19 protein-coding genes are annotated in these 23,364 nt (G+C 54.9%); 2 read left to right on the top strand and 17 right to left on the bottom strand.

From position 1 onward, the window contains the following. Positions 1-60: 60 nt before the first annotated feature. The 17 genes from accA to rpsB form a co-directional block, all read right to left on the bottom strand. Complete coding sequence (gene accA / locus V1599_RS06955; protein ID WP_112012869.1) at positions 61-1,020, bottom strand: acetyl-CoA carboxylase carboxyl transferase subunit alpha; 960 nt, start codon at positions 1,018-1,020, stop codon at positions 61-63. A 12-nt stretch (positions 1,021-1,032) separates the two neighbouring features. Continuing rightward, a complete protein-coding gene (gene dnaE, locus V1599_RS06950) occupies positions 1,033-4,515 on the bottom strand; it encodes a DNA polymerase III subunit alpha (protein ID WP_112012867.1) in 3,483 nt (1,160 codons plus the stop codon). Positions 4,516-4,553: 38 nt separating this feature from the next. Further along, the gene (rnhB, locus tag V1599_RS06945) at positions 4,554-5,150 is read right to left on the bottom strand and encodes a ribonuclease HII (RefSeq protein WP_112012866.1); all 597 of its coding nucleotides are present in this window, start codon (positions 5,148-5,150) and stop codon (positions 4,554-4,556) included. Further along, positions 5,147-6,295, bottom strand: coding sequence for a lipid-A-disaccharide synthase (lpxB, locus tag V1599_RS06940; RefSeq protein WP_112012864.1), 1,149 nt, complete (start codon positions 6,293-6,295; stop codon positions 5,147-5,149). The genes rnhB and lpxB overlap by 4 nt, the downstream gene beginning before the upstream one ends. After that, entirely contained in the window at positions 6,295-7,083 is a 789-nt protein-coding gene (lpxA, locus tag V1599_RS06935; RefSeq protein ID WP_112012862.1) for an acyl-ACP--UDP-N-acetylglucosamine O-acyltransferase, read from the bottom strand. The genes lpxB and lpxA overlap by 1 nt, the downstream gene beginning before the upstream one ends. Positions 7,084-7,086: 3 nt before the next feature. Next, positions 7,087-7,542: a 3-hydroxyacyl-ACP dehydratase FabZ gene (gene fabZ, locus V1599_RS06930; protein ID WP_010426706.1), complete on the bottom strand. Its 456-nt coding sequence runs from the start codon at positions 7,540-7,542 to the stop codon at positions 7,087-7,089. A gap of 104 nt (positions 7,543-7,646) precedes the next feature. Beyond that, positions 7,647-8,672 (bottom strand): UDP-3-O-(3-hydroxymyristoyl)glucosamine N-acyltransferase, encoded by a 1,026-nt coding sequence (lpxD, locus tag V1599_RS06925; protein ID WP_112012861.1) that lies wholly within the window; start codon positions 8,670-8,672, stop codon positions 7,647-7,649. Between the two features lie 3 nt (positions 8,673-8,675). Then, entirely contained in the window at positions 8,676-9,170 is a 495-nt protein-coding gene (skp, locus tag V1599_RS06920) for a molecular chaperone Skp (RefSeq protein WP_112012859.1), read from the bottom strand. A gap of 122 nt (positions 9,171-9,292) precedes the next feature. Then, a complete protein-coding gene (gene bamA / locus V1599_RS06915; protein WP_112012857.1) occupies positions 9,293-11,701 on the bottom strand; it encodes an outer membrane protein assembly factor BamA in 2,409 nt (802 codons plus the stop codon). Positions 11,702-11,732: 31 nt separating this feature from the next. Next, positions 11,733-13,085, bottom strand: coding sequence for a sigma E protease regulator RseP (rseP, locus tag V1599_RS06910; RefSeq protein ID WP_112012855.1), 1,353 nt, complete (start codon positions 13,083-13,085; stop codon positions 11,733-11,735). An 11-nt stretch (positions 13,086-13,096) separates the two neighbouring features. Next, a complete protein-coding gene (gene cdsA, locus V1599_RS06905) occupies positions 13,097-13,954 on the bottom strand; it encodes a phosphatidate cytidylyltransferase (RefSeq protein WP_112012852.1) in 858 nt (285 codons plus the stop codon). Between the two features lie 12 nt (positions 13,955-13,966). Then, positions 13,967-14,725: a (2E,6E)-farnesyl-diphosphate-specific ditrans,polycis-undecaprenyl-diphosphate synthase gene (gene ispU / locus V1599_RS06900; RefSeq protein ID WP_112012851.1), complete on the bottom strand. Its 759-nt coding sequence runs from the start codon at positions 14,723-14,725 to the stop codon at positions 13,967-13,969. Positions 14,726-14,911: 186 nt separating this feature from the next. Beyond that, positions 14,912-16,111 (bottom strand): 1-deoxy-D-xylulose-5-phosphate reductoisomerase, encoded by a 1,200-nt coding sequence (ispC, locus tag V1599_RS06895; protein ID WP_395301246.1) that lies wholly within the window; start codon positions 16,109-16,111, stop codon positions 14,912-14,914. A 94-nt stretch (positions 16,112-16,205) separates the two neighbouring features. Continuing rightward, positions 16,206-16,763: a ribosome recycling factor gene (gene frr, locus V1599_RS06890; protein WP_112012848.1), complete on the bottom strand. Its 558-nt coding sequence runs from the start codon at positions 16,761-16,763 to the stop codon at positions 16,206-16,208. A 167-nt stretch (positions 16,764-16,930) separates the two neighbouring features. Then, positions 16,931-17,656, bottom strand: a complete 726-nt coding sequence (pyrH, locus tag V1599_RS06885; RefSeq protein WP_112012846.1) for a UMP kinase — start codon at positions 17,654-17,656, stop codon at positions 16,931-16,933. 150 nt (positions 17,657-17,806) lie between these two features. Beyond that, on the bottom strand, positions 17,807-18,658 hold the full coding sequence (tsf, locus tag V1599_RS06880; RefSeq protein WP_006810044.1) for a translation elongation factor Ts: 852 nt from the start codon (positions 18,656-18,658) through the stop codon (positions 17,807-17,809). Between the two features lie 117 nt (positions 18,659-18,775). After that, entirely contained in the window at positions 18,776-19,501 is a 726-nt protein-coding gene (gene rpsB / locus V1599_RS06875) for a 30S ribosomal protein S2 (RefSeq protein WP_003856207.1), read from the bottom strand. Between the two features lie 320 nt (positions 19,502-19,821). Here rpsB and map point away from each other — a divergent pair, with 320 nt between their 5' ends. Both map and glnD read left to right on the top strand, forming a co-directional pair. Beyond that, complete coding sequence (map, locus tag V1599_RS06870; protein ID WP_395301245.1) at positions 19,822-20,616, top strand: type I methionyl aminopeptidase; 795 nt, start codon at positions 19,822-19,824, stop codon at positions 20,614-20,616. A gap of 62 nt (positions 20,617-20,678) precedes the next feature. Further along, positions 20,679-23,354: a bifunctional uridylyltransferase/uridylyl-removing protein GlnD gene (gene glnD, locus V1599_RS06865; protein WP_112012843.1), complete on the top strand. Its 2,676-nt coding sequence runs from the start codon at positions 20,679-20,681 to the stop codon at positions 23,352-23,354. Positions 23,355-23,364 lie beyond the last annotated feature (10 nt).

Here is a 23,364-nt window from a genome sequence, read left to right as displayed (position 1 = left end):
CTAAACCGCAGGTAAAAAAAAAGCCGCAACGGTGTGCGGCTTTTCAGATAAATGTGAAGCTTATGCGTAACCGTAGGTCATCAGACGCTGATAGCGACGGTTCAGCAGATCTTCTTTGCTCAGCACGTCCAGATCCGCCAAGTCTGCCAGCAGCTGCGCCTTCAGAGAAGCGGCCATGACTTCCGGCTTACGATGCGCCCCGCCCAGAGGTTCCGGGATCACGCTGTCGATCAGCTTCAGCTCTTTCAGGCGTGGAGCAATGATGCCCATCGCTTCGGCAGCCAGCGGCGCTTTGTCGGCGCTTTTCCACAGAATGGACGCGCAGCCTTCCGGAGAGATAACGGAATAGGTGCTGTACTGCAGCATATTCACTTTATCACCCACGCCAATCGCCAGCGCGCCGCCGGAGCCACCCTCACCGATAACGGTACAGATGACCGGTACTTTCAGACGAGACATCTCACGCAGGTTGCGCGCGATGGCTTCAGACTGACCGCGCTCTTCCGCGCCCACGCCAGGGTAAGCACCCGGGGTGTCGATGAAGGTGATGATCGGCATGTTGAAACGCTCGGCCATCTCCATCAGGCGCAGGGCTTTACGATAGCCCTCCGGTGCCGGCATACCAAAGTTACGACGGATCTTCTCTTTGGTTTCACGACCTTTCTGATGACCAATGATCATCACCGGGCGACCATCCAGGCGTGCGATACCGCCGACGATGGCTTTATCGTCAGCATAAGCGCGATCGCCTGCCAGCTCGTCAAATTCATCAAACGCCAGGCGGACATAATCCAGGGTGTACGGGCGCTGTGGATGACGCGCCAGCTGGGCAATCTGCCATGCGCCGAGATCGGCAAAGATTTTGCGCGTCAGTTCTACGCTTTTTTCGCGCAGACGATGCACTTCTTCGTCGATGTTAATATCCAGTTTTTCATCCTGACGGCTCACTGCTGTCAGAGAATCGATTTTCGCTTCCAGCTCTGCAATCGGCTGTTCGAAATCAAGGAAATTCAGACTCATAGTATTCCTGTATTAGTCAAACTCCAGTTCCACCTGCTCCGAACCAATGAGGCCACGGAGATCGTTTAGTAAACGATCGCTCGGAGAGACACGCCACGTTGCACCAAAGCGCAACCGCGCGCGCGCATCCGCCCTCTGATAGTAGAGATGTACTGGAATGGTCCCCGAGCGATGGGGTTCCAGAGACTGACGGAGTCGGTTTAAAAGCTGGTCATCAATTTGCCTGTCCGTCAGCGAGATAGCAAGCCCGCGTGCATATTTTTCACGGGCTTCGTCAATGTCCATCACTTCGCGGGCGGTCATTTTAAGCCCCCCGCTGAAGTCATCAAAGCTGACCTGTCCGCTGACGATAAGTATGCGGTCTTTTTCCAGCAATTGCTGGTATTTATCCAGCGCGTCGGTGAACAACATCACCTCCAGACGTCCGGAACGGTCATCCAGCGTACAGATGCCGATACGATTGCCGCGCTTGGTGACCATTACCCTTGCAGCAATCACGAGCCCCGCCGCCGTGGTGATTTTACCACGATCCGTCGGATGCATGTCTTTCAGCCTGTTGCCTCCGACATAGCGCTCAATTTCTTTAATATACTGGTTGATCGGGTGTCCCGTCAGGTATAGCCCTAACGTTTCACGCTCGCCGTCCAGCACCACCTGTTCCGGCCATGGCTGGCAGTTAGCGTAAGACTGCTCGATCTGCTCCGGCTCTTCCGCCAGCACGCCGAACATATCAGCCTGACCAATCGCTTCCGCTTTCGCGTGCTGATCGGCGGCTTTCAGCGCATCGCCAAGCGAATTCATCAGCGCAGCGCGGTGCGGCCCGAGCCTGTCGAACGCACCGGACATGATCAGCTTTTCCAGCACGCGGCGGTTCAGCTTTTTGGTATCGGTACGCGCACAAAGGTCGAACAGCTCGCGGAAGTAACCGCCATTGTTACGCGCTTCAATGATCGCCTCGATCGGGCCTTCACCGACGCCTTTGATCGCGCCGATCCCGTAAACAATTTCACCGTGATCGTTGACGTGGAAATGGTACAGGCCCGAGTTGATGTCCGGCGGGAGGATCTTCAGCCCCATGCGCCAGCACTCGTCCACCAGGCCCACCACCTTCTCGGTGTTGTCCATATCGGCGGTCATCACCGCCGCCATAAATTCAGCCGGATAGTGCGCCTTCAGCCACAGCGTCTGGTAGGAGACCAGCGCATAGGCGGCGGAGTGGGATTTGTTAAATCCGTACCCGGCGAATTTCTCTACCAGGTCAAAGATTTTGATCGCCAGTTCGCCATCAATGCCGTTTTTTCTCGCGCCTTCTTCGAAGGTGCCGCGCTGCTTGGCCATCTCTTCCGGCTTTTTCTTACCCATCGCGCGACGCAGCATGTCCGCGCCGCCGAGGGTGTAGCCAGAGAGCACCTGGGCGATCTGCATAACCTGTTCCTGATACAGGATGATGCCATAGGTTGGCTCCAGCACGGGCTTCAGGCACTCGTGCTGCCACTGAACGTCCGGATAGGAAATCTCTTCACGCCCGTGCTTACGGTCGATAAAGTTATCAACCATCCCGGACTGCAGCGGGCCCGGACGGAACAGGGCCACCAGCGCGATCATATCTTCGAAGCAGTCGGGCTGCAGGCGTTTAATCAGATCTTTCATGCCGCGGGATTCAAGCTGGAAGACCGCGGTGGTCTCCGAGCGCTGCAGCATGTCGAAGCTTTTCTTGTCATCCAGCGGGATGGCCGCGATATCCAGCGGCGGCTCGCCGTTCTTCTCGCGACGGGCGTTGATCATCTCCAGCGCCCAGTTAATGATGGTGAGCGTGCGCAGGCCTAAGAAGTCGAACTTCACCAGCCCGGCGTATTCTACGTCGTTCTTATCAAACTGGGTGACCGGGTGCTGCCCGGCTTCATCGCAGTAGAGCGGCGCAAAATCGGTGATTTTGGTCGGGGCGATAACCACGCCACCCGCGTGCTTACCGGCGTTTCGCGTCACGCCTTCCAGCTTGCGCGCCATGTCGATCAGCGCCCTGACCTCTTCGTCAGCCTCGTAGATTTCCGGCAGCTGCGGTTCGGCCTCAAAGGCTTTCGCCAGCGTCATACCCGGATCGGGCGGAACCAGCTTAGAGATACGATCGACGAAGCCGTACGGGTGACCGAGTACACGGCCCACGTCGCGGATAACCGCCTTCGCCGCCATGGTACCGAAGGTGATAATCTGCGATACCGCATCGCGGCCGTACATGTCCGCTACGTGCTCGATGACCTGGTCGCGTTTCTCCATGCAGAAGTCGACGTCGAAGTCGGGCATCGAGACGCGTTCCGGGTTAAGGAAACGTTCGAACAGCAGGTCAAATTCCAGCGGGTCGAGGTCGGTAATTTTCAGGGCGTAAGCCACAAGCGAGCCGGCGCCCGAACCACGGCCCGGACCTACCGGTACGCCGTTATCCTTCGACCACTGGATAAACTCCATAACGATCAGGAAGTAACCCGGGAAGCCCATCTGGTTGATAACCTGGAGTTCAATGTCCAGACGCTCATCGTAAGGTGGGCGCTTCTCTTTACGCACCGCTTCATCCGGGAACAAAAATGCCAGGCGCTCTTCCAGGCCCTCTTTCGATTTGGCCACCAGGAAGTCTTCCGTGGTCATATCGCCGGTGGGGAACTGAGGCAGGAAATACTCGCCGAGGCGCACGGTGACGTTGCAGCGCTTGGCAATTTCTACGCTGTTTTCAAGCGCTTCCGGAATATCGGAGAAGAGCTCGCACATCTCCTCTTCGGTGCGCATGTACTGCTGCGGAGAGTAGTTACGCGGACGCTTTGGATCGTCGAGGGTGAAGCCGTCGTGGATCGCCACGCGAATTTCGTGCGCGTCAAAGTCCCCGGACTCAAGGAAGCGCACGTCGTTGGTCGCCACAACGGGCAGCCCGCGCGCTTCAGCCAGGGCGACCGCCGCGTGCAGATAGCTCTCCTCGTCCGCACGCCCGGTGCGGATCAGCTCCAGATAAAAACGATCCGGGAAATGTTCTTCGTAGAACGACACGCACTGGTCCACCAGCGCGCTGTTGCCGCGCAGCAGACACCTACCGACATCGCCCATGCGTCCACCGGAGATCAGCAGCAGCCCTTCATTTAGCTCTGCCAGCCAGTCGCGGTCGATCCACGGACCCTGCGCGCCGTAGCCGCGCTGATAGGCCTTTGAAATAAGCAGCGTGAGATTTTGATAACCCGTGTTGTTCATTGCCAGCACGGATATCTGCGTCATTTCATCGCCGAGCAGCTCGCTCTGAACGTGAAAATCAGCGCCGACGATAGGTTTCATCCCCGCGCCGTGCGCCGTCCCGTAGAACTTCACCAGACCACACAGGTTGGTGAAATCGGTGATCGCCAGCGCGGGCATGCCGAGCGCGGCCGCCTTTTTCACAAGCGGTCCGGTTTTCGCCAGCCCATCAATCATGGAGTAGTCGCTATGCACCCGCAGGTGTACGAAACGTGGTTCAGCCATCTTCAGATTCCGCGTTACTTAATTGCTTGCGTCTTGATTCAGGACACCAGTCCCAGCGCGCGTTTCACCGGGCCAAAACTGCGGCGGTGATGTTCGGTTGCGCCATGTTCAGCCAGCTTTTCCAGGTGGAAAGCCGTAGGATACCCCTTGTGCTGGGCAAACCCATACGCAGGATACGTGAGGTCCAGCGCGGCCATTTCGGCGTCGCGCGTCACTTTGGCAATGATAGAAGCCGCGCTGATTTCAGCAACCCGGCTATCCCCTTTCACTACCGCCATAGAAGGCATGGGCAGTGCGGGACAGCGGTTGCCGTCAATCAGAACATATTCCGGCGCGATACTCAGGCCCGCAACCGCACGCTGCATCGCCAGCATGGTGGCATGCAGAATATTCAGCTCGTCGATCTCATGCGGCTCCGCGCGGCCAAGGCTCCAGGCCAGCGCTTTCTCTTTAATTTCATCGAAGAGCGCCAGCCGACGCTTTTCGGACAGTTTTTTCGAGTCGTTCAGCCCAATAATCGGGCGAGCAGGATCGAGGATCACAGCAGCAGTTACAACAGCGCCCACCAGCGGGCCGCGTCCAACTTCGTCCACACCCGCAACAAGGTGCGTGTGGGGGTAAATAAATTCCATCATTTTGCTAACTCCAGCACCGCATCAGCCGCTTGCTCATCGGCATTACAGCGGATCTGCTGATGCAGCTCGCGAAACGTCTCGTGCATCTGGTGGCTGGTCTTACCGTTTGCCAGCAGCGGCAGCAGCGCATCGGCTAACGCCTGCGGCTGACACTCATCCTGAAGCAGTTCTTTAACCAGCTCGCGCCCGGCGAGCAGGTTTGGCAATGAGACGTAATCGGTTTTTACCAGGCGCTTAGCCAGCCAGAAGGTAAACGGCTTCATGCGATAGCCAACAACCATTGGGCATTTTGCCAACATACACTCCAGCGCGGCGGTACCCGATGCCAGAAGCGCGGCGTCGCTCGCGTACATGGCCTCACGTCCTTTCCCGTCGAGCAGGCGAACGTGAAGATCCGGCGCCACTTCCGCTTTGATGCGCTCGAACTGCTCGCGTCGTTTCGCATTGACCAGCGGCACAACGACTTCCAGATCGGGATAGGTCTGACGCAGGATCTGCGCCGTTTTGAGGAAGTCAGCGCTCAACATTTCAACCTCTGCGCCGCGGCTCCCCGGCAGCAGCGCCAGGCAATGAACATCGTGCGGGATGCCCAGCCCGTCCCGCGCCGCGTTTTTATCCGGGTCCAACGGCATGGCGTCTGCCATGGTGTGGCCGATAAAGCGGCACGGCACGTTAAATTTATCGTAAAACGCCTTTTCGAAAGGCAGGAAAGCCAGCACCAGATCGGTGGAGCGTCCGATTTTGAAAACGCGTTTCTGTCGCCACGCCCAGACGGACGGACTGACGTAATGAATGGTTTTGATGCCCTGCTTTTTCAAATTCCCTTCGAGGGTGATATTGAAATCAGGCGCATCAATCCCGACAAACACGTCGGGCTTGAGATCGGTGAAACGGCGGGTGAGATCGGCACGAATGTGCAGCAAACGGCGCAGGCGCCCCAGCACCTCGACGATGCCCATCACGGCCAGCTCTTCCATTTCATACCAGGCTTCACAGCCTTCGGCCTGCATCAGCGGGCCAGCGACGCCCACAAAGCGAGCGTTCGGTACGCGAGCCTTGAGCGCACGGATAAGGCCGGCGCCAAGAATATCGCCGGAAGTTTCTCCGGCGACCAGGGCTATCGTAAGCGGACGAGTGTCGACCATTAACGAATCAGACCACGCGTTGAACGGTCAAAGAACTCCATGAACGCGTTCACCTCAGGGTGCTTATTCGCCAGTTCGGCAATTTCCGGCTTTGCCTCTTCCAGCGTTTTTCCGCTACGGTACAGCAGTTTGTATGCGTTGCGGATCGCAGTAATCGCTTCGCGGCTAAAGCCACGACGCTTGAGGCCTTCAATGTTGACGCCAAACGGCGTTGCATGGTTGCCCTGCGCAATCACATACGGCGGGACGTCCTGCGCCACGCCTGAGCAGCCGCCGACCATCACGTGTGCACCAATGATGCAGAACTGATGGACTGCGGTCATGCCGCCAATGATTGCGAAATCATCAACCGATACGTGTCCTGCCAGCGTTGCATTGTTGGCAAGAATACAGCGGTCACCTACGGTACAGTCATGCGCGATGTGCGCATTAACCATAAAGAGGTTATCGCTGCCCACCTTCGTCAATCCACCGCCCTGCACTGTTCCACGATGAATGGTGACGCTTTCGCGAATACGGTTACGATCGCCGATTTCCAAACGGGTCGCCTCACCAGCATATTTCAGATCCTGGTTAACTTCGCCGATGGAGGCGAACTGATAGATCTCGTTGTTGCAGCCGATGGTCGTATGACCATTCACTACCACATGAGACTTCAGTACAGTACCCTCACCAATTTCGACATGGGGTCCAACAAGACAAAACGGGCCAATATGGACGTTAGCGCCAATAACGGCGCCCACTTCCACAATAGCGGTAGGATGAATAAAGGCGGATTTATCAATCACGTATCAGGACTCCCGGCTACGAGCACACATCATTGTCGCTTCGCAAACAACTTTGCCGTCAACCAGAGCTACGCCTTTGAAGCGAGTCAGGCCGCGACGCGTTTTTTCAAAAGTGACTTCCATGATCATCTGATCACCAGGTACAACTGGGCGCTTGAAACGCGCTTCGTCGATACCTGCGAAGTAATACAGCTCACCCGGCTCCAGTTTACCTACGCTTTTAAACGCCAGAATACCGGTAGCCTGCGCCATTGCTTCCAGGATTAACACGCCCGGGAAGATAGGCTTACCAGGGAAGTGTCCCTGGAAGAATGGCTCGTTAACGGAGACATTTTTCACTGCGCGCAGAAAACGACCTTCTTCAAAATCCAGCACGCGGTCTACCAGTAAGAACGGGTAGCGGTGTGGCAGAAGTTCTAAAATCTCTTCAATATGCAGAGTATGAGTGTCAGTAGTCAAAATACTCTTCCTGTCAAATGTACTAAGTAGCAATAATAACACGGCCTGCCGGTTTATAAGAAAGCCGACAGGCCGAGAAGTTTAGCGTTAAAACGGATGAACGCTTAGTCTTGTTGATCGATCTTGCGCTCGATGGCTTTGAGGCGCTTGCTCATATCATCAATATTCATTACCAGCGCTGCGGTTTTACGCCATACCTTGTTAGGTTGTAGCGGGATACCGGAGGAATAAATGCCGGGTTCAGTAATAGGACGCATCACCATGCCCATTCCTGTTACCGTAACCTTATCGCAAATTTCCATATGGCCGTTGATCACGCTGGCACCGCCGATCATGCAATAGCGGCCAATTTTCAGGCTGCCAGCCATGATAACGCCACCCGCAACAGCGGTATTGTCGCCAATCACAACGTTATGTGCAATCTGACACTGGTTATCGATAATAACACCGTTACCAATGATGGTGTCGTCGAGCGCACCGCGGTCAATCGTCGTACACGCGCCGATTTCAACGCGATCGCCAATGATCACGCGACCCAGCTGTGGGATTTTAACCCAGTTACCGCGATCGTTAGCGTAGCCAAATCCGTCCGCACCGATCACGGTGCTGGAGTGAACAAGGCAGTTTTCGCCAATCTCAATATCATGGTAAACGGACACATTGGCCCACAGGCGGGTTCCTGCGCCGATTTTCGTATTTTTCCCAACAAAGCAGCCGGGGCCAATGACGACGTTATCACCCAGCACGACGCCGGATTCGATAACGGCATTGGCACCTACGGCCACGTTGTTGCCCAGCGTCGCCGTCGGATCAATGGCTGCACTGGCAGCGATGTTCTGTGCCGGCTGCGGCGTGGTATCAAGAATTTGGGCCATACGCGCATAGGTCAGGTAGGGATTTTTCACTACCAGCGCGCTTCCCGTGGCAAACGGAAGATCGTCCTGCGTCAACACGACGGCGGACGCCTGGCACTGAGCCAGATGTTCACGGTACTTAGGACTTACCATGAAGGTAATGTTGCCCGGTTTAGCAGATTGCATGGACGCAACAGCGGTGATGACGAGATCGCCATCACCGTGTAATTCTGCATCCAACTGCTGAGCTAAATCAGCCAGTCGAATTGAAGGCATTACTTATTTAACCTGTTTCAGCACGTCAGCGGTGATGTCTTTAACATCGCTGCTGTTGAAAGCTACGGCGTTCGCATCAACAACCAGATCGATGCTCTGATCGGCAGCCACTGATTTAACAGCTGACTGGATACGAGTAACCAGTTTGCCACGCTCTTCGTTGGAACGACGCTGACGATCCTGCTCGAAAGCCTGCGCTTTCTGAGAGAAGGTCTGGCGTTGAGCCATCACGTCTTTTTCCAGCTTGCTACGATCGCTCGCTTTCATGGTAGAACCATCGCGCTGCAGACGCTGCATTTTGCTCTGCAGATCGCTTTCCATACGTTGCAGCTCGCTTGCACGGCCTTTGAACTCGTTTTCCAGCGTAGCAGAAACACCCGTTTTCTGAGCGACCTGCTGGAACAGATTACCCATGTTAACGATCGCAATTTTGTCGGCTGCCTGAGCAGACGTTACCATCGCTAAACCAAGACCTGCAGCTAATAACCACTTTTTCACAATAAACTCCTTACCATCCCATTGGTGCCCGAAGGCACCGTTCTTTGCGTGGCAAGGCGATCGTGTTACGGATCGCCGGTTGTCAGCGCTACACTGCCAACGCATTCCTTTGCAGCGGATTATTACCAGGTTTTACCAATGTTAAACTGGAACTGTTCCGCTTTATCTCCTTCGTATTTCTTAAACGGCTGGGCGTAGGAGAAGACCAACGGCCCCAACGGTGACATCCATTGTAATGCGATACCTGCAGACATGCGAATGTTGCTCGGATCGCTGTAGTCTGGAATATCGCTTGGCATACCTGTAGTACTCCAGTGGGTATCCCATACTGTACCCGCATCCACGAAGAAGGAGGTACGCACCGAGTTAGCATATTTATCGCTGATAAACGGCGTCGGAGTGATGAACTCCATGCTCGCAACGGCCATGGCATTACCGCCGACGGCATCGTCAGAGCTACACACTTTTCCAGCGCCCTGGTTACAGTTATCCGGATCGTTACCGCCGTAGTAGACCGCTTTCGGACCAATGTTGTTGGACTGGAAGCCGCGAACGGTGCTTGAACCACCCGCATAGAAGTTTTCATAGAACGGCAGTTCTTTACCGCCTAAGCCATCACCATAGCCCCAGCGGGTACGACCCAGAACAACCCATTTGTGATCGTCATCAATCGGGAAGTACGACGCGGTGTCCAGCGTAACCTTGTAGAACTCGTTATCGGAGCCCGGAATGGTCACTTTACCGTTCAGGTTAACGCGCGAACCTGACGTCGGGAAGAAGCCACGGTCAAGACGGTTGTAGGTCCAACCGTAGTTAAACGTGAAGTCATCCGCGGTGAAACCGTTGTTGTCGCTGGTTGTGCTCGCCGACTGGCCGATAGAATCCAGATAACGCCACATCGCCACCTGCGGCTGCATGTTGGACAGGTCGTTGTGCACGTAACCTAAACCAGCACGCAAGGTGTTGTATTCGTTGATCGGGAAGCCCAGCGTACCGTCTAAGCCGTAGCTTTTGTTGGTATAGGTGGACAGATCGGCGTCATCGGCTTTGAAGTCGTTATAGAAGATTCGACCGCCCAGGCTTACACCGTCAACGGTGAAGTAGGGGTTCGTCACCGAGAACTCAGAGTAGGTCTGGTAGTCGTTTTTCGTGCCGTTGATACCGACAGAGTAACCTGTACCCAGCCAGTTATCCTGCTGAACGCCGACCTGGAAGCTCACGCCGCTTTCGGTACCGTAGCCAACACCAAAGTTGAAGCTACCGGTGTTACGCTCTTTCACTTTATAAACGACATCAACCTGATCCGGACGGCCCGGTACGCGCTGCGTGTCGGTATCAACCGTTTCAAAGTAGCCCAGACGGTTCAGACGCTCTTTCCCCTGGTCGACCAGGTCACTGCCCAGCCATGCCCCTTCCATCTGACGCATTTCGCGACGAAGAACGGAATCTTTAGAGGTGTCGTTACCTTCGAAGCGGATCTTACGCACGTAGAAACGGTTGCCCGCGTCAACGTTAACGTGAAGCTTCACGGTTTTATCCGCGTCGTTAATTTCAGGCTGAGTCTGTACGCGCGGATAAGCGTAACCATAGCGGCCGAGCAGCTTCTTAATGCTGTCTTCCATTTTGGTGACTTTAGAACCGCTATACAGCTCGCCCGGCTGAATCTTGGTCAGTGATTCGATCTCGGCAGAGTGACCGGCCAGGTTACCACTCACATCCACACCGGAAAGCTTGTACTGATCGCCTTCAGTGATGTTGATCGTGATGTAGATACCTTTCTTGTCCGGCGTCAGGCTGACCTGAGTCGAGTCGATGTTGAAACGCGCGTAGCCGCGATCCAGGTAGTAACTGCGCAGGGTTTCGAGGTCACCCGCCAGCTTCTGTTTCTGGTACTTACGATCGCCAACGACGTTCCACCACGGCACTTCGTCGCGCAGCTGGAAGGTGGAAATCAGTTCATCGGTGCTGAACGCATGGTTACCCACGATGTTGATCTGCTGGATCTTCGCAGACACACCTTCCTGGAACACCAGCTTCAAATCAACGCGGTTACGCGGCAGCGGCGTAACGACCGCCTTCACGCTGGCGCTGTATTTACCGACGCTGTAGTAGAAATCTTCCAGACCTTTTTCAATATCCGAAAGGGTTGTACGGTCAAGGGACTCCCCGACACGCACGCCAGATGCTTCAAGGTTTTGCTTGAGCATGTCATCTTTCACCGACTTGTTGCCGGAGAAAGTGATACTGGCGATCGTTGGACGTTCTTTCACCTGAACCAGAAGCGTATCACCATCGCGCAGGACGCGAACATCCTCAAAGTTGCCGGTGGCAAACAGAGCACGGATGGTGTTACTGATATCTTCATCATTAACCGTATCGCCAGGGCGCACAGGCATGCTGAGGAGGGCCGCACCAACGGCGACACGCTGAAGGCCTTCGAAATGAATATCTTTCACTACGAACCCGTCAGCACCGTATACGGTCGCGCTGCTAAACAGCAGCGACGCTATGAGCAACTTTTTCATCGCCATCGTTATTATGCGTTCTTCCTAACTAACTCTCTTACAACCGAGAGAAATCATTGAAAAGTGCAAGCCCCATTAACAGCACCAGCAAAATCGAGCCGATGCGGTAACTAAAGTCTTGAACTCGCTCGGATACCGGTCCGCCTTTTAGCTTTTCAATCGCTAAAAACAGCAGATGGCCCCCGTCTAAAACGGGAAGCGGAAACAGGTTGATTATCCCGAGGTTCACGCTAATGAGCGCAAGAAACATGAGATAGTAAATCACCCCGAACTCCGCTGACATCCCAGCCCCTTGAGCTATCGAGATCGGCCCACTGAGGTTGTTCAGTTTGACATCACCGGTTATCAATTTCCCCAACATGTTGACCGTTAGCTTCATCAGTTGCCATGTCTTATCCGTGGCTTCAAGAATGGCGCTAAACGGCCCATACTGGCGTATTGTCTTGTACTCATCCGGCAGAGGGATCACTTTTGGCACTACGCCTGCGAACCCTTCCGCCTTACCGCTTCCCGATTTCGTATCCGGAATCAGCGTCAAAGAGAGCGGACTCCCTTGCCTTTCAACTTCCAGCGCGAGCGATGTGCCCGGATTATCACGCACCAGAGTAACAAAGGTCATCCACTGTGTTAATGGCTGACCATCGACTTTAACGATCCTGTCCCCCGCTTGCAAACCCGCTTTGCTCGCTGCCGAATTTGCCTGTACTTCGGCTAATACCGGCTCAAGCTGCGCGCTGCGCGGTCGAATCCCCAGTGAAGCCACCGGGTCTTCTTTGTCAGGCTCGAAACGCCAGTGGCGTAAATCCAGCACTTTTTCCTGCCGCTGGTCAGTGCCAAACGGCGCTACGCTGACGGTTGTCTTTGCATCACCGATTTTGGCCACCAGCTGAAGGCGCACGGCATCCCAATCAGGGGTTTCGATACCATCAATCGCTTTAAGTTCCATTCCCGGCGTAATTTGCGCACTCGCCGCGATAGAGTCTGCCGCAATTTCACCCACCACCGGGCGCACGCCGGGAACACCGATGATAAACACCAGCCAGTAGGCAAAAATAGCAAAGATGAAATTGGCTACCGGACCGGCAGCGATGATAGCGGCGCGTTGCCCAACGGTCTTGTTGTTGAACGCGCTGTGTCGGAGTTCCGGGGCGACAGGCTCGACGCGCTCGTCGAGCATTTTGACATAGCCACCCAGAGGGATCAGCGCAACGACAAACTCAGTACCGTGCTTGTCGGTGCGTTTCCAGAGTGATTTACCAAAGCCAATGGAGAAGCGTTCTACGCGGACGCCGCAGCGCCGAGCAACCCAGAAATGGCCAAATTCGTGCACGGTAATCAGCACACCCAGTGCAACTATGAACGCCGCCAGATTCCAGAGAATGCTCAGCATAAAACCTTCCGTTAAATCGTCCCAAACACCAGTAAAAGCAGGCAAGCGAACACAGGAACAGCCGCTGTCAGGCTGTCAATGCGATCCAAAATACCGCCGTGCCCTGGAATAAGGTGACCACTGTCTTTAATCCCTGCTTCGCGCTTAAACATACTTTCGGTGAGATCACCGAGTACCGATGCCAGCGCAGCGAAAATTGAGCACACAAGCAGCGTTGACGGCGCGACTTCCAGATTCGCCCAGACGCCGTAGCCCCAGGAGATTATCGCCGCCGTTACAAGGCCACCGAAAAATCCTTGCCAGGTCTTACCTGGAGACACTTTCGGTGCCAGCTTATGTTTGCCGAACAGTTTACCAAACATATAGGCCCCGGAGTCAGCCCCCCAGACGAGAATCATCACATAAAGCAGCCATAGCGCCCCGCTATAGTGATTGTCGTCGTAGTGCCAGGCGCGAAGCGCGAGCATACCCCAGAAAAATGGAACAATAGTAAGTAGGCCAAATATGAGCCGTAATATTTTAGAATTACGCCAGATGGCCGCCGAACCGGGATAGAAAAGCACCAGCAAAAGGGCCCCTATCCACCAGGCAAGGGAAATCCACAATGAGCCTGCGATCAGCGGCTGGTGAATATCATGGTGATATTCCGGCAGAGTAAAGAGCATAAGGGCCAGTAAAAAGCCGCAGAGCACCGCCAGCCAGACTCGCTGAGTTCGCGACGTAAAGCCGCTAAGCTGCCCCCACTCCCACGCGGCGAGCATGCACACCACCAGCGTTAGAATAGCGAATCCCACCGGGGGCAGTAAAAACAGCGCCGCAATGACAATGGGTATTAAAACAAAAGCGGAAATCAGGCGATACTTCAGCAAAAGCTACCCCCATCAGGCGTTGTCGCCACCAGGCTCGGTGCCGCCGAAACGACGCTCTCGATTGGCAAAGGCATGCAGCGCACCTTCAAAGTCTTGTTCATCAAAATCGGGCCAAAGAACATCTGTAAAGTAAAGTTCGGCGTAGGCAATTTGCCAAAGCAAAAAGTTACTGATGCGATGCTCTCCCCCTGTCCTAATTACCAAATCCACAGGCGCCAGCTCATTCATGCAGATTTGCTGACCCAGCGCCTCTTCATCAATTTGGTCGGGACTTAATAGCCCTTCCTGAACCTGCTCGGCCAAATGCCGAACGCCCTGAATAATGTCCCAACGTCCGCCGTAATTCGCCGCAATGTTGAGCGTCAGGCCGGTGTTATTTTCCGTCAGCGCTTCTGCCTTGCGAATACGTTCCTGCAAACGTGAGTTGAAACGACGGGTATCGCCGATGATGCGCAGGCGGACGTTGTGGCGGTGCAGGCTTTTTACTTCGCTATCGAGCGCCCACACAAACAGCTCCATCAACGCACTCACTTCCTGCGCCGGTCGATTCCAGTTTTCACTGCTAAAAGCATAGAGCGTTAACGCATCAATGCCGTTATTGGCGGCAAAAGAAACGGCGCGGCGAACGGACTTCGCCCCAGCTTTATGCCCAAAGGCTCGTATCTTCCCTTGTCTTTTCGCCCAGCGGCCGTTGCCATCCATGATGATTGCAACATGACGGCAGCCATGTGCTGGCAAGTTTTCGCTTATTGGTTGATTCGCAGACAGCATAACGCGTTTTTAGTCCCTGAAAAGGATTTAACGGTACTCAGGAATACTGAAGCCTATACATAAAAAAGCCGTGTCAAACCACGGCTTACCTGACCACATTAAGTCAAATACCTGCGATCAGGTGGCGCAGACTATATCACCGAAGCCCAACGCTAACAAATAGCACGACAATTAGTGGTTGCTTTATCACCAGCCTGCGAGACGCGTCACCTGTTTATGTGCCGCCCTACGCGCTTCTGCATCCACTTTCAGCACGTCTTCCACGCTTTGCGGTTCGCGCAAATCCATCTCGTCCAGCACCGCCTGATTCAATGCGGCAATATCCGTAAAGCGGACCTGCTGCTTCAAAAATGCGTCAACGGTGATTTCATTGGCGGCATTCAGCGCCGTCGTAGCCGCCTGTCCGCGATCGAAAGCGGTCATCGCCAGCTTCAGGCACGGATAGCGATCGTAGTCAGGCTCGCTAAAGGTGAGTGAGCTGAGCTTGCAGAAATCGAGCGGTTTCACCCCGGATTTCACGCGATTTGGCCACGCCATGGCGTGTGCAATAGGCGTTCGCATATCCGGCTCACCCAGCTGCGCCAGTACGCTACCGTCCTGATAACGCACCATTGAGTGAATCACCGACTGCGGGTGAATAAGCACTTCCATCTGATTCGCCGAGGCGTTAAACAGCCAGCGCGCTTCAATGTATTCCAGACCTTTGTTCATCATGGTAGCGGAGTCGACGGAAATTTTACGGCCCATCGACCAGTTCGGATGACGGCACGCCTGATCCGGCGTCATAGCGCGCAGTTCAGACAGGGGCGTTTCCCGGAACGGGCCACCAGACCCGGTGAGCAGAATTGATACAACGCCATTCTGCTCCAGGTCAGCGTAACCCAGGTTCTGTTGAAAAGGTTGCGGCAAACTCTGAAAAATCGCGTTGTGTTCGCTATCAACAGGTAAAAGACGCGCCCCGCGCTGCTTAACCGCCTCCATAAACAGGCGTCCGCAGGTCACCAGCGACTCTTTGTTCGCCAGCAATACCTCTTTACCAGCATCGATAGCGGCAAGCGTCGGCAGAAGCCCTGCCGCCCCGACGATTGCCGCCATCACCTGATCAACTTCATCCAGCGCTGCCATTTCGCAGGCGGCCTGCTGCCCGCTCAATACCTCGGTGCGGCTGCCCTGCTCTTTCAACAGCGATTTTACCTGGCGAGCACTTTCCTCGTCATCCATCACCGCGTAGCGGGGAGTAAACTCCAGACATTGCTCGACCATACGCTGTACGTTCCTACCGGCAACAAGCGCGGTCACCGTATAGTTTTCAGGATTGTGGCGAACAACGTCGAGAGTGCTGCAACCGATAGAGCCGGTTGAGCCAAGAAGAGTTAAATGCTTCATGAAATGCCCGGAAAAAGTTAGACCAGATAAAAGCAAAACGCCGCCAGCAAGACATGAAGCCCTCTGAACGGCGTTTATCAGTGTACGACAGAAATCAGAACTGCATCAGTTCCGCTTCTTTTTCTGCCAGCGCCGCATCAATTTTCTTGATGGCCGCGTCAGTCATCTTCTGAATGTCGTCCTGAGAACGACGATCGTCGTCTTCGCTGATCTCTTTGTCTTTCAGCAGCGCTTTCACTTTGTCGTTCGCATCACGACGCACGTTACGCACGGAAACACGACCCTGCTCGGCTTCGCCACGCACGATTTTGGTCAGGTCTTTACGACGCTCTTCGGTCAGTGGAGGCAGTGGAACGCGAATGTCAGCGCCCGCAGAGCTTGGGTTCAGGCCCAGGTCCGACGCCATGATCGCTTTTTCAACAGCCGGGCTCATAGAGCGATCGAATACGTTGATTTTCAGCGTACGGCTGTCTTCTACAGTCACGCTCGCCAGCTGACGCAGCGGCGTAGGCGTACCGTAATATTCTACGATGATGCCATCCAGCAGGCTTGGAGAAGCGCGGCCAGTACGGATTTTGCTGATTTGGTTTTTGAACGCTTCAACGCATTTGTCCATGCGTACTTCAGCATCTTTTCTGATGTCGTTAATCACGTTACGAATCCTTGAAAACTTGTCTCAGGCAGACTATCCGCCAGCACAGCGCTACAGGTGTGCTAAGTATAGTCGCGTTTATTTCATGACAGCGCCAATGGCGCGTCCAGGTAAGAAACCACTACAAAATAAAGCGGAATCTTACCTGTATTTATCGCCGACGGAAATTATTCCGTGATCAAAGTGCCTTCTTTTTCACCCATGACCACGCGGCGCAGCGCGCCTGGCTTGTTCATGTTGAAGACACGGATCGGCAGTTTGTGGTCACGAGCCAGCGTGAAAGCGGCAAGATCCATCACTTTCAGCTCTTTATCCAGCACTTCGCTGTAGGTCAGCTGATCGTACATGGTTGCAGCAGGATCTTTTGCCGGATCGGCAGTAAACACGCCATCGACTTTGGTCGCTTTGAGCACCACGTCGGCTTCGATTTCGATCCCGCGCAGGCAGGCCGCGGAATCAGTGGTAAAGAACGGGTTACCCGTACCGGCGGAGAGGATCACCACGCGGTTGTTGCGCAGCAGGCTGATCGCTTCTGCCCAGCTGTAGTTATCGCACACGCCATTCAGTGGAATAGCGGACATCAGGCGGGCGTTCACATAGGCGCGATGCAGTGCATCACGCATTGCCAGGCCATTCATCACGGTTGCCAGCATACCCATGTGGTCGCCCACAACGCGGTTCATCCCCGCTTTCGCCAGACCAGCACCACGGAAAAGGTTGCCACCGCCAATCACCACGCCAACCTGGATACCCAGTTCGACCAGTTCTTTGATTTCCTGTGCCATGCGGTCAAGGATGCTTGCGTCAATACCGAAGCCTTCCGTTCCCTGCAGCGCTTCGCCACTCAGCTTAAGCAGAATGCGTTTGTACACGGGTTTTGCATTGGTAGCCATGTTTCTTTCCTGAGACTGTCAACGATTAAGATGGGGGTTAATTCTGGCGACATGTTATGCCGCAAATCAGCATAGCGGTAGTAGAGCCTGTCTGATTTTGTATGACGGGTGACAAAAAGAAGCCGCCCTCAGGCGGCTCCTTTTCAATCATTAAGACTGCTTGGACATGGCAGCAACTTCTGCTGCGAAGTCAGTCTCAACTTTCTCGATGCCTTCGCCCACTTCGAAGCGGATGAAGCCAGTTACGTCAGCGTTGTGCTCTTTCAGCAGCTGAGCAACAGACTTGCTTGGATCCATTACGAAAGGCTGGCCAGTCAGAGAAACTTCGCCGGTGAATTTCTTCATGCGGCCTTCAACCATTTTCTCTGCGATTTCTTTTGGCTTGCCAGACTGCATGGCGATGTCCAGCTGAACCTGGTACTCTTTTTCTACAACTTCAGCAGACACGTCTTCTGGCTTAACGAATTCTGGCTTGCTAGCAGCAATGTGCATTGCCAGCTGCTTAACCAGCTCTTCGTCAGCGCCTTTAGCCGCAACCAGAACACCGATACGCGCGCCGTGCTGGTAAGAGCCCAGAACGTCACCTTCCAGGGAAGCAACGCGACGGATGTTGATGTTCTCACCGATTTTAGCAACCAGCGCAACGCGTTCTTCTTCGAACTGTGCTTTCAGCACTTCAACGTCAGTGATTTTGCCAGCAACAGCTGCGTCCAGAACTTTGTTCGCAAAGGCCTGGAAACCAGCATCTTTAGCCACGAAGTCAGTCTGGCAGTTAACTTCCAGAATGATGCCGTAGGTGCCGTCGATTTTGGTGATGATCACGCCGTCAGCAGCAACGTTGCCTGCTTTCTTAGCTGCTTTGATCGCACCGGATTTACGCATGTTTTCGATTGCCAGCTCGATGTCGCCGTTCGCTTCGGTCAGCGCTTTTTTGCAATCCATCATGCCTGCGCCAGTACGCTCACGCAGCTCTTTTACCAGGGATGCGGTAATTTCAGCCATTCTTAAATCCTCGGGAGATGTGAACTGCCCGGCCAGAAGCCAAACAGTATAAATTGAAAAAAGGGGCCGAAAATTGGCCCCTATTCATACACGGTACTAATAAGGGGTAAAACCTTATTATTCAGCTTCTACGAAGCTTTCTTCCGCCTGAGAAGCCAGATCCTGGGAACGGCCTTCACGAACGGTAGCAGCTACAGCGCTCAGGTACAGGCTAACAGCACGGATTGCGTCGTCGTTACCCGGGATAACGAAGTCAACACCGTCCGGATCGGAGTTGGTATCAACGATAGCGAATACCGGGATACCCAGGTTGTTAGCTTCTTTAATTGCGATGTGCTCGTGGTCTGCATCGATTACGAACAGCGCGTCTGGCAGGCCGCCCATATCTTTGATACCGCCCAGGCTGTTTTCCAGCTTGTCCAGTTCACGAGTGCGCATCAGCGCTTCTTTCTTAGTCAGCTTATCGAAAGTACCGTCCTGAGACTGGGTTTCCAGATCTTTCAGGCGTTTGATGGACTGACGAACAGTTTTCCAGTTGGTCAGCATGCCGCCCAACCAGCGATGGTTCACGAAGAACTGGTCGCAGCTGTTAGCAGCATCTTTCACAGCTTCGCTTGCAGCGCGCTTAGTACCAACGAACAGAATCTTACCTTTACGGGAAGAAATCTTGTTCAGCTCAGCCAGGGCTTCGTTGAACATTGGTACAGTTTTCTCAAGGTTGATGATGTGAACTTTGTTACGCGCGCCGAAGATGAAAGGCTTCATTTTCGGGTTCCAGTAACGGGTCTGGTGACCAAAGTGAACACCAGCCTTGAGCATGTCGCGCATGGAAACAGTTGCCATGTTTAAAACCTCTATAGTAAAAGTTGGGGTTATGCCTCCACGTATCCCATATTACCGACCCCAAAGGGCACCCCGGAATATGTGCCGATACGTGTGTGTTGTTACACAAAGTGAGATTATCGCTTCCGTCCAGCCTGTGTATCTGAAATGGATCGGAAGTCCGGCGCGCTTTATACCACAAAACACGACCAGAAACCAACAGTTGTTGGCTGTGAGTGCTGTTAATGATTCTCAATTTGGCACGAGGTGCGCCCGACTGATACCATTGACAACACTTAGACTGGTATTGTCGAAAAAATCGACGCTGATGGACAGATTACATGGCTATCTCTATTAAAACCCCTGAAGAAATTGAAAAGATGCGCGTCGCCGGTCGTCTGGCCGCTGAAGTGCTGGAAATGATCGAGCCGCACATTAAGCCGGGCGTCAGCACCGGCGAGCTGGACCGTATCTGCAACGACTACATCGTGAATGAGCAGCACGCGGTTTCTGCCTGCCTGGGCTATCACGGCTTCCCGAAATCGGTCTGCATCTCTATTAATGAAGTGGTGTGCCACGGCATTCCGGATGACGAAAAGCTGCTGAAGGACGGCGACATCGTCAACATCGACGTGACCGTGATTAAAGACGAATACCACGGCGACACCTCGAAGATGTTTATCGTCGGCAAGCCGACCATCCTCGGCGAGCGTCTGTGCAAAGTGACGCAAGAGAGTCTCTATCTTGCGCTGAAGATGGTGAAGCCAGGCATTCGTCTGCGCGCAATCGGCGCGGCGATTCAGAAATTCGTTGAAGCTGAAGGTTTCTCCGTGGTGCGCGAGTACTGCGGTCACGGCATTGGTCGCGTCTTCCATGAAGAGCCGCAGGTTCTGCACTATGATGCGGATGACGGCGGCGTAGTGCTGCAAAAAGGCATGACCTTCACCATCGAACCGATGGTCAACGCGGGCGACTACCGCATTCGCACCATGAAAGACGGCTGGACGGTGAAGACCAAAGACCGGAGCTTGTCTGCGCAGTACGAGCATACTATTGTGGTAACCGACAACGGCTGCGAAATAATGACGTTGCGCAAGGATGACACCATCCCGGCAATACTGACGAACAATGAGTGATAAGAAGCCGGCGATTGCCGGCTTTTTTAATGGCGATAGCTTTTCCTTATGGGTGGCGAACGATGAGCAATCTTTTACCTGAACAGTATGCAAATACGGCACTTCCCACCCTGCCCGATCAGCCCGACAACCCGGGCGTCTGGCCGCAGCGCGAGTTAACCTGCGCCGACATTAAGGCCCATATGGACGTCTTCCAGCGCTGGCTCAGGAGCGCGTTCGATGCGGGCATCTCCGCTGAACAGCTTATCGAAGCGCGCACCGAATTTATCGACCAGCTTCTGCAGCGCCTGTGGATAGACTATGGGTTCGGGCAGGTCAGCGACGTCGCGCTGGTCGCCGTAGGCGGCTATGGCCGCGGCGAGCTGCATCCCCTCTCAGACATTGACCTGCTGGTTCTGAGCCGTAAAAAGCTGCCGGACGAGCAGGCACAGAAAATTGGCGAGCTGCTGACGCTGCTCTGGGACGTCAAGCTGGAGGTTGGCCACAGCGTGCGTACGCTGGAAGAGTGCCTGCTGGAAGGGCTATCCGACCTGACCGTCGCCACCAACCTGATCGAGACCCGCCTGCTGATTGGCGACGTCGCGCTGTTTCTGGAGCTGCAAAAACACATTTTCAGCGACGGCTTCTGGCCTTCTGAAAAGTTCTTCGCCGCCAAGGTTGAGGAGCAAAATCAGCGCCACCAGCGCTACCACGGCACCAGCTACAATCTTGAACCGGACATCAAAAGCAGCCCGGGCGGCCTGCGCGACATCCACACGCTACAGTGGGTGGCCCGCCGCCACTTTGGCGCCACCTCAATGGACGAGATGGTCGGCTTTGGCTTTTTAACCGAGGCCGAACGTAACGAACTGAACGAGTGCCTGCATCTGCTGTGGCGCATCCGTTTTGCCCTGCATCTGGAAGTGACCCGCTACGATAACCGCCTGCTGTTTGACCGTCAGCTCAGCGTGGCGCAGCGTCTTAATTATCAGGGCGAAGGCAACGAGCCGGTTGAACAGATGATGAAGGATTTCTTCCGCGTCACCCGCCGCGTCACTGAGCTCAACCAGATGCTGTTGCAGCTGTTCGATGAAGCGATTCTGGCCCTGCCCGCCGACGAAAAACCGCGTCCGATTGACGACGAATTTCAGCTGCGCGGCACGCTTATCGATCTGCGCGACGAAACGCTGTTCATCCGCGAGCCGGAAGCGATCCTGCGCATGTTCTATACCATGGTGCGCAACAGCACCATTACCGGGATCTACTCCACCACCCTGCGCCATCTGCGCCATGCCCGCCGCCATCTGAAACAGCCGCTGTGCTATATCCCGGAGGCGCGTTCACTGTTCCTGAGCATGCTGCGCCATCCGGGGGCCGTTAGCCGCGGTCTGCTGCCAATGCACCGCCACAGCGTGCTGTGGGCCTATATGCCCCAGTGGTCGCACATCGTCGGCCAGATGCAGTTCGATCTTTTCCATGCCTACACCGTGGATGAGCACACCATCCGCGTGATGCTCAAGCTGGAAAGTTTTGCAAAAGAAGAGACGCGCGCGAAGCACCCGCTGTGCGTAGAGCTGTGGCCGCGCCTGAACCACCCCGAGCTGATCCTGATTGCCGCCCTGTTCCACGACATCGCCAAAGGCCGCGGCGGAGACCACTCGGTGCTGGGCGCGCAGGACATCCTTAAATTTGCCGAGCTGCACGGCCTGAACTCGCGCGAGACGCAGCTGGTCGCCTGGCTGGTGCGCCATCATCTGCTGATGTCAGTCACCGCCCAGCGCCGCGATATCCAGGACCCGGAGGTTATCAAGCAGTTCGCCGAAGCGGTGCAAACGGAAAATCGCCTGCGCTATCTGGTCTGCCTGACGGTGGCGGATATTTGCGCCACCAACGAAACCCTGTGGAACAGCTGGAAGCAGAGTCTCTTGCGCGAGCTGTATTTCGCCACCGAAAAACAGCTGCGCCGCGGGATGCAAAACGTCCCGGACATGCGCGAACGCGTGCGCCACCACCAGCTTCAGGCCCTGGCGCTGCTGCGGATGGACAACATTGACGAAGAGGCGCTGCACCAGATTTGGTCGCGCTGTCGCGCCAACTATTTCGTGCGCCACACGCCAAACCAGCTTGCCTGGCACGCCCGGCACCTGCTGAATCACGATCTGTCCAAACCGCTGATCCTTCTTAGCCCGCAGGCCACGCGTGGGGGAACCGAGATTTTCATCTGGAGCCCGGACAGGCCGTATCTCTTTGCCGCCGTCTGTGCCGAACTGGACCGGCGTAACCTGAGCGTTCACGACGCGCAGATTTTCACCACCCGCGACGGCATGGCGATGGATACCTTTATCGTGCTGGAGCCGGACGGCAGCCCGCTGTCGTCGGACAGGCATGAAGCGATACGCTTTGGGCTGGAGCAGGCCATAACCCAGCGCAGCTGGCAGCCGCCCCAGCCGCGCCGCCAGCCCGCAAAACTGCGCCACTTTACCGTCGATACCGAGGTCAATTTCCTGCCGACCCATACCGACCGTAAATCGTTCCTGGAACTGATCGCGCTCGACCAGCCTGGGCTGCTTGCCCGCGTTGGCCAGGTTTTTGCCGATCTGGGAATTTCGCTTCACGGCGCCCGAATTACAACCATTGGCGAGCGAGTAGAAGATTTATTTATAATCGCCACGGCCGACCGACGTGCGCTTAATAATGACCTTCAGCTTGAAGTACAACAACGGTTGACAGCAGCCCTCAATCCAAACGATAAAGGGTGATATGTTTTTT

It is taken from the genome of Enterobacter sp. ECC-175 (genome assembly GCF_043968675.1).
Lineage (GTDB): Bacteria > Pseudomonadota > Gammaproteobacteria > Enterobacterales > Enterobacteriaceae > Enterobacter.
Note: the sequence above shows the minus strand (reverse complement) of the source record. Positions and strands in the feature narration are given on the sequence as shown.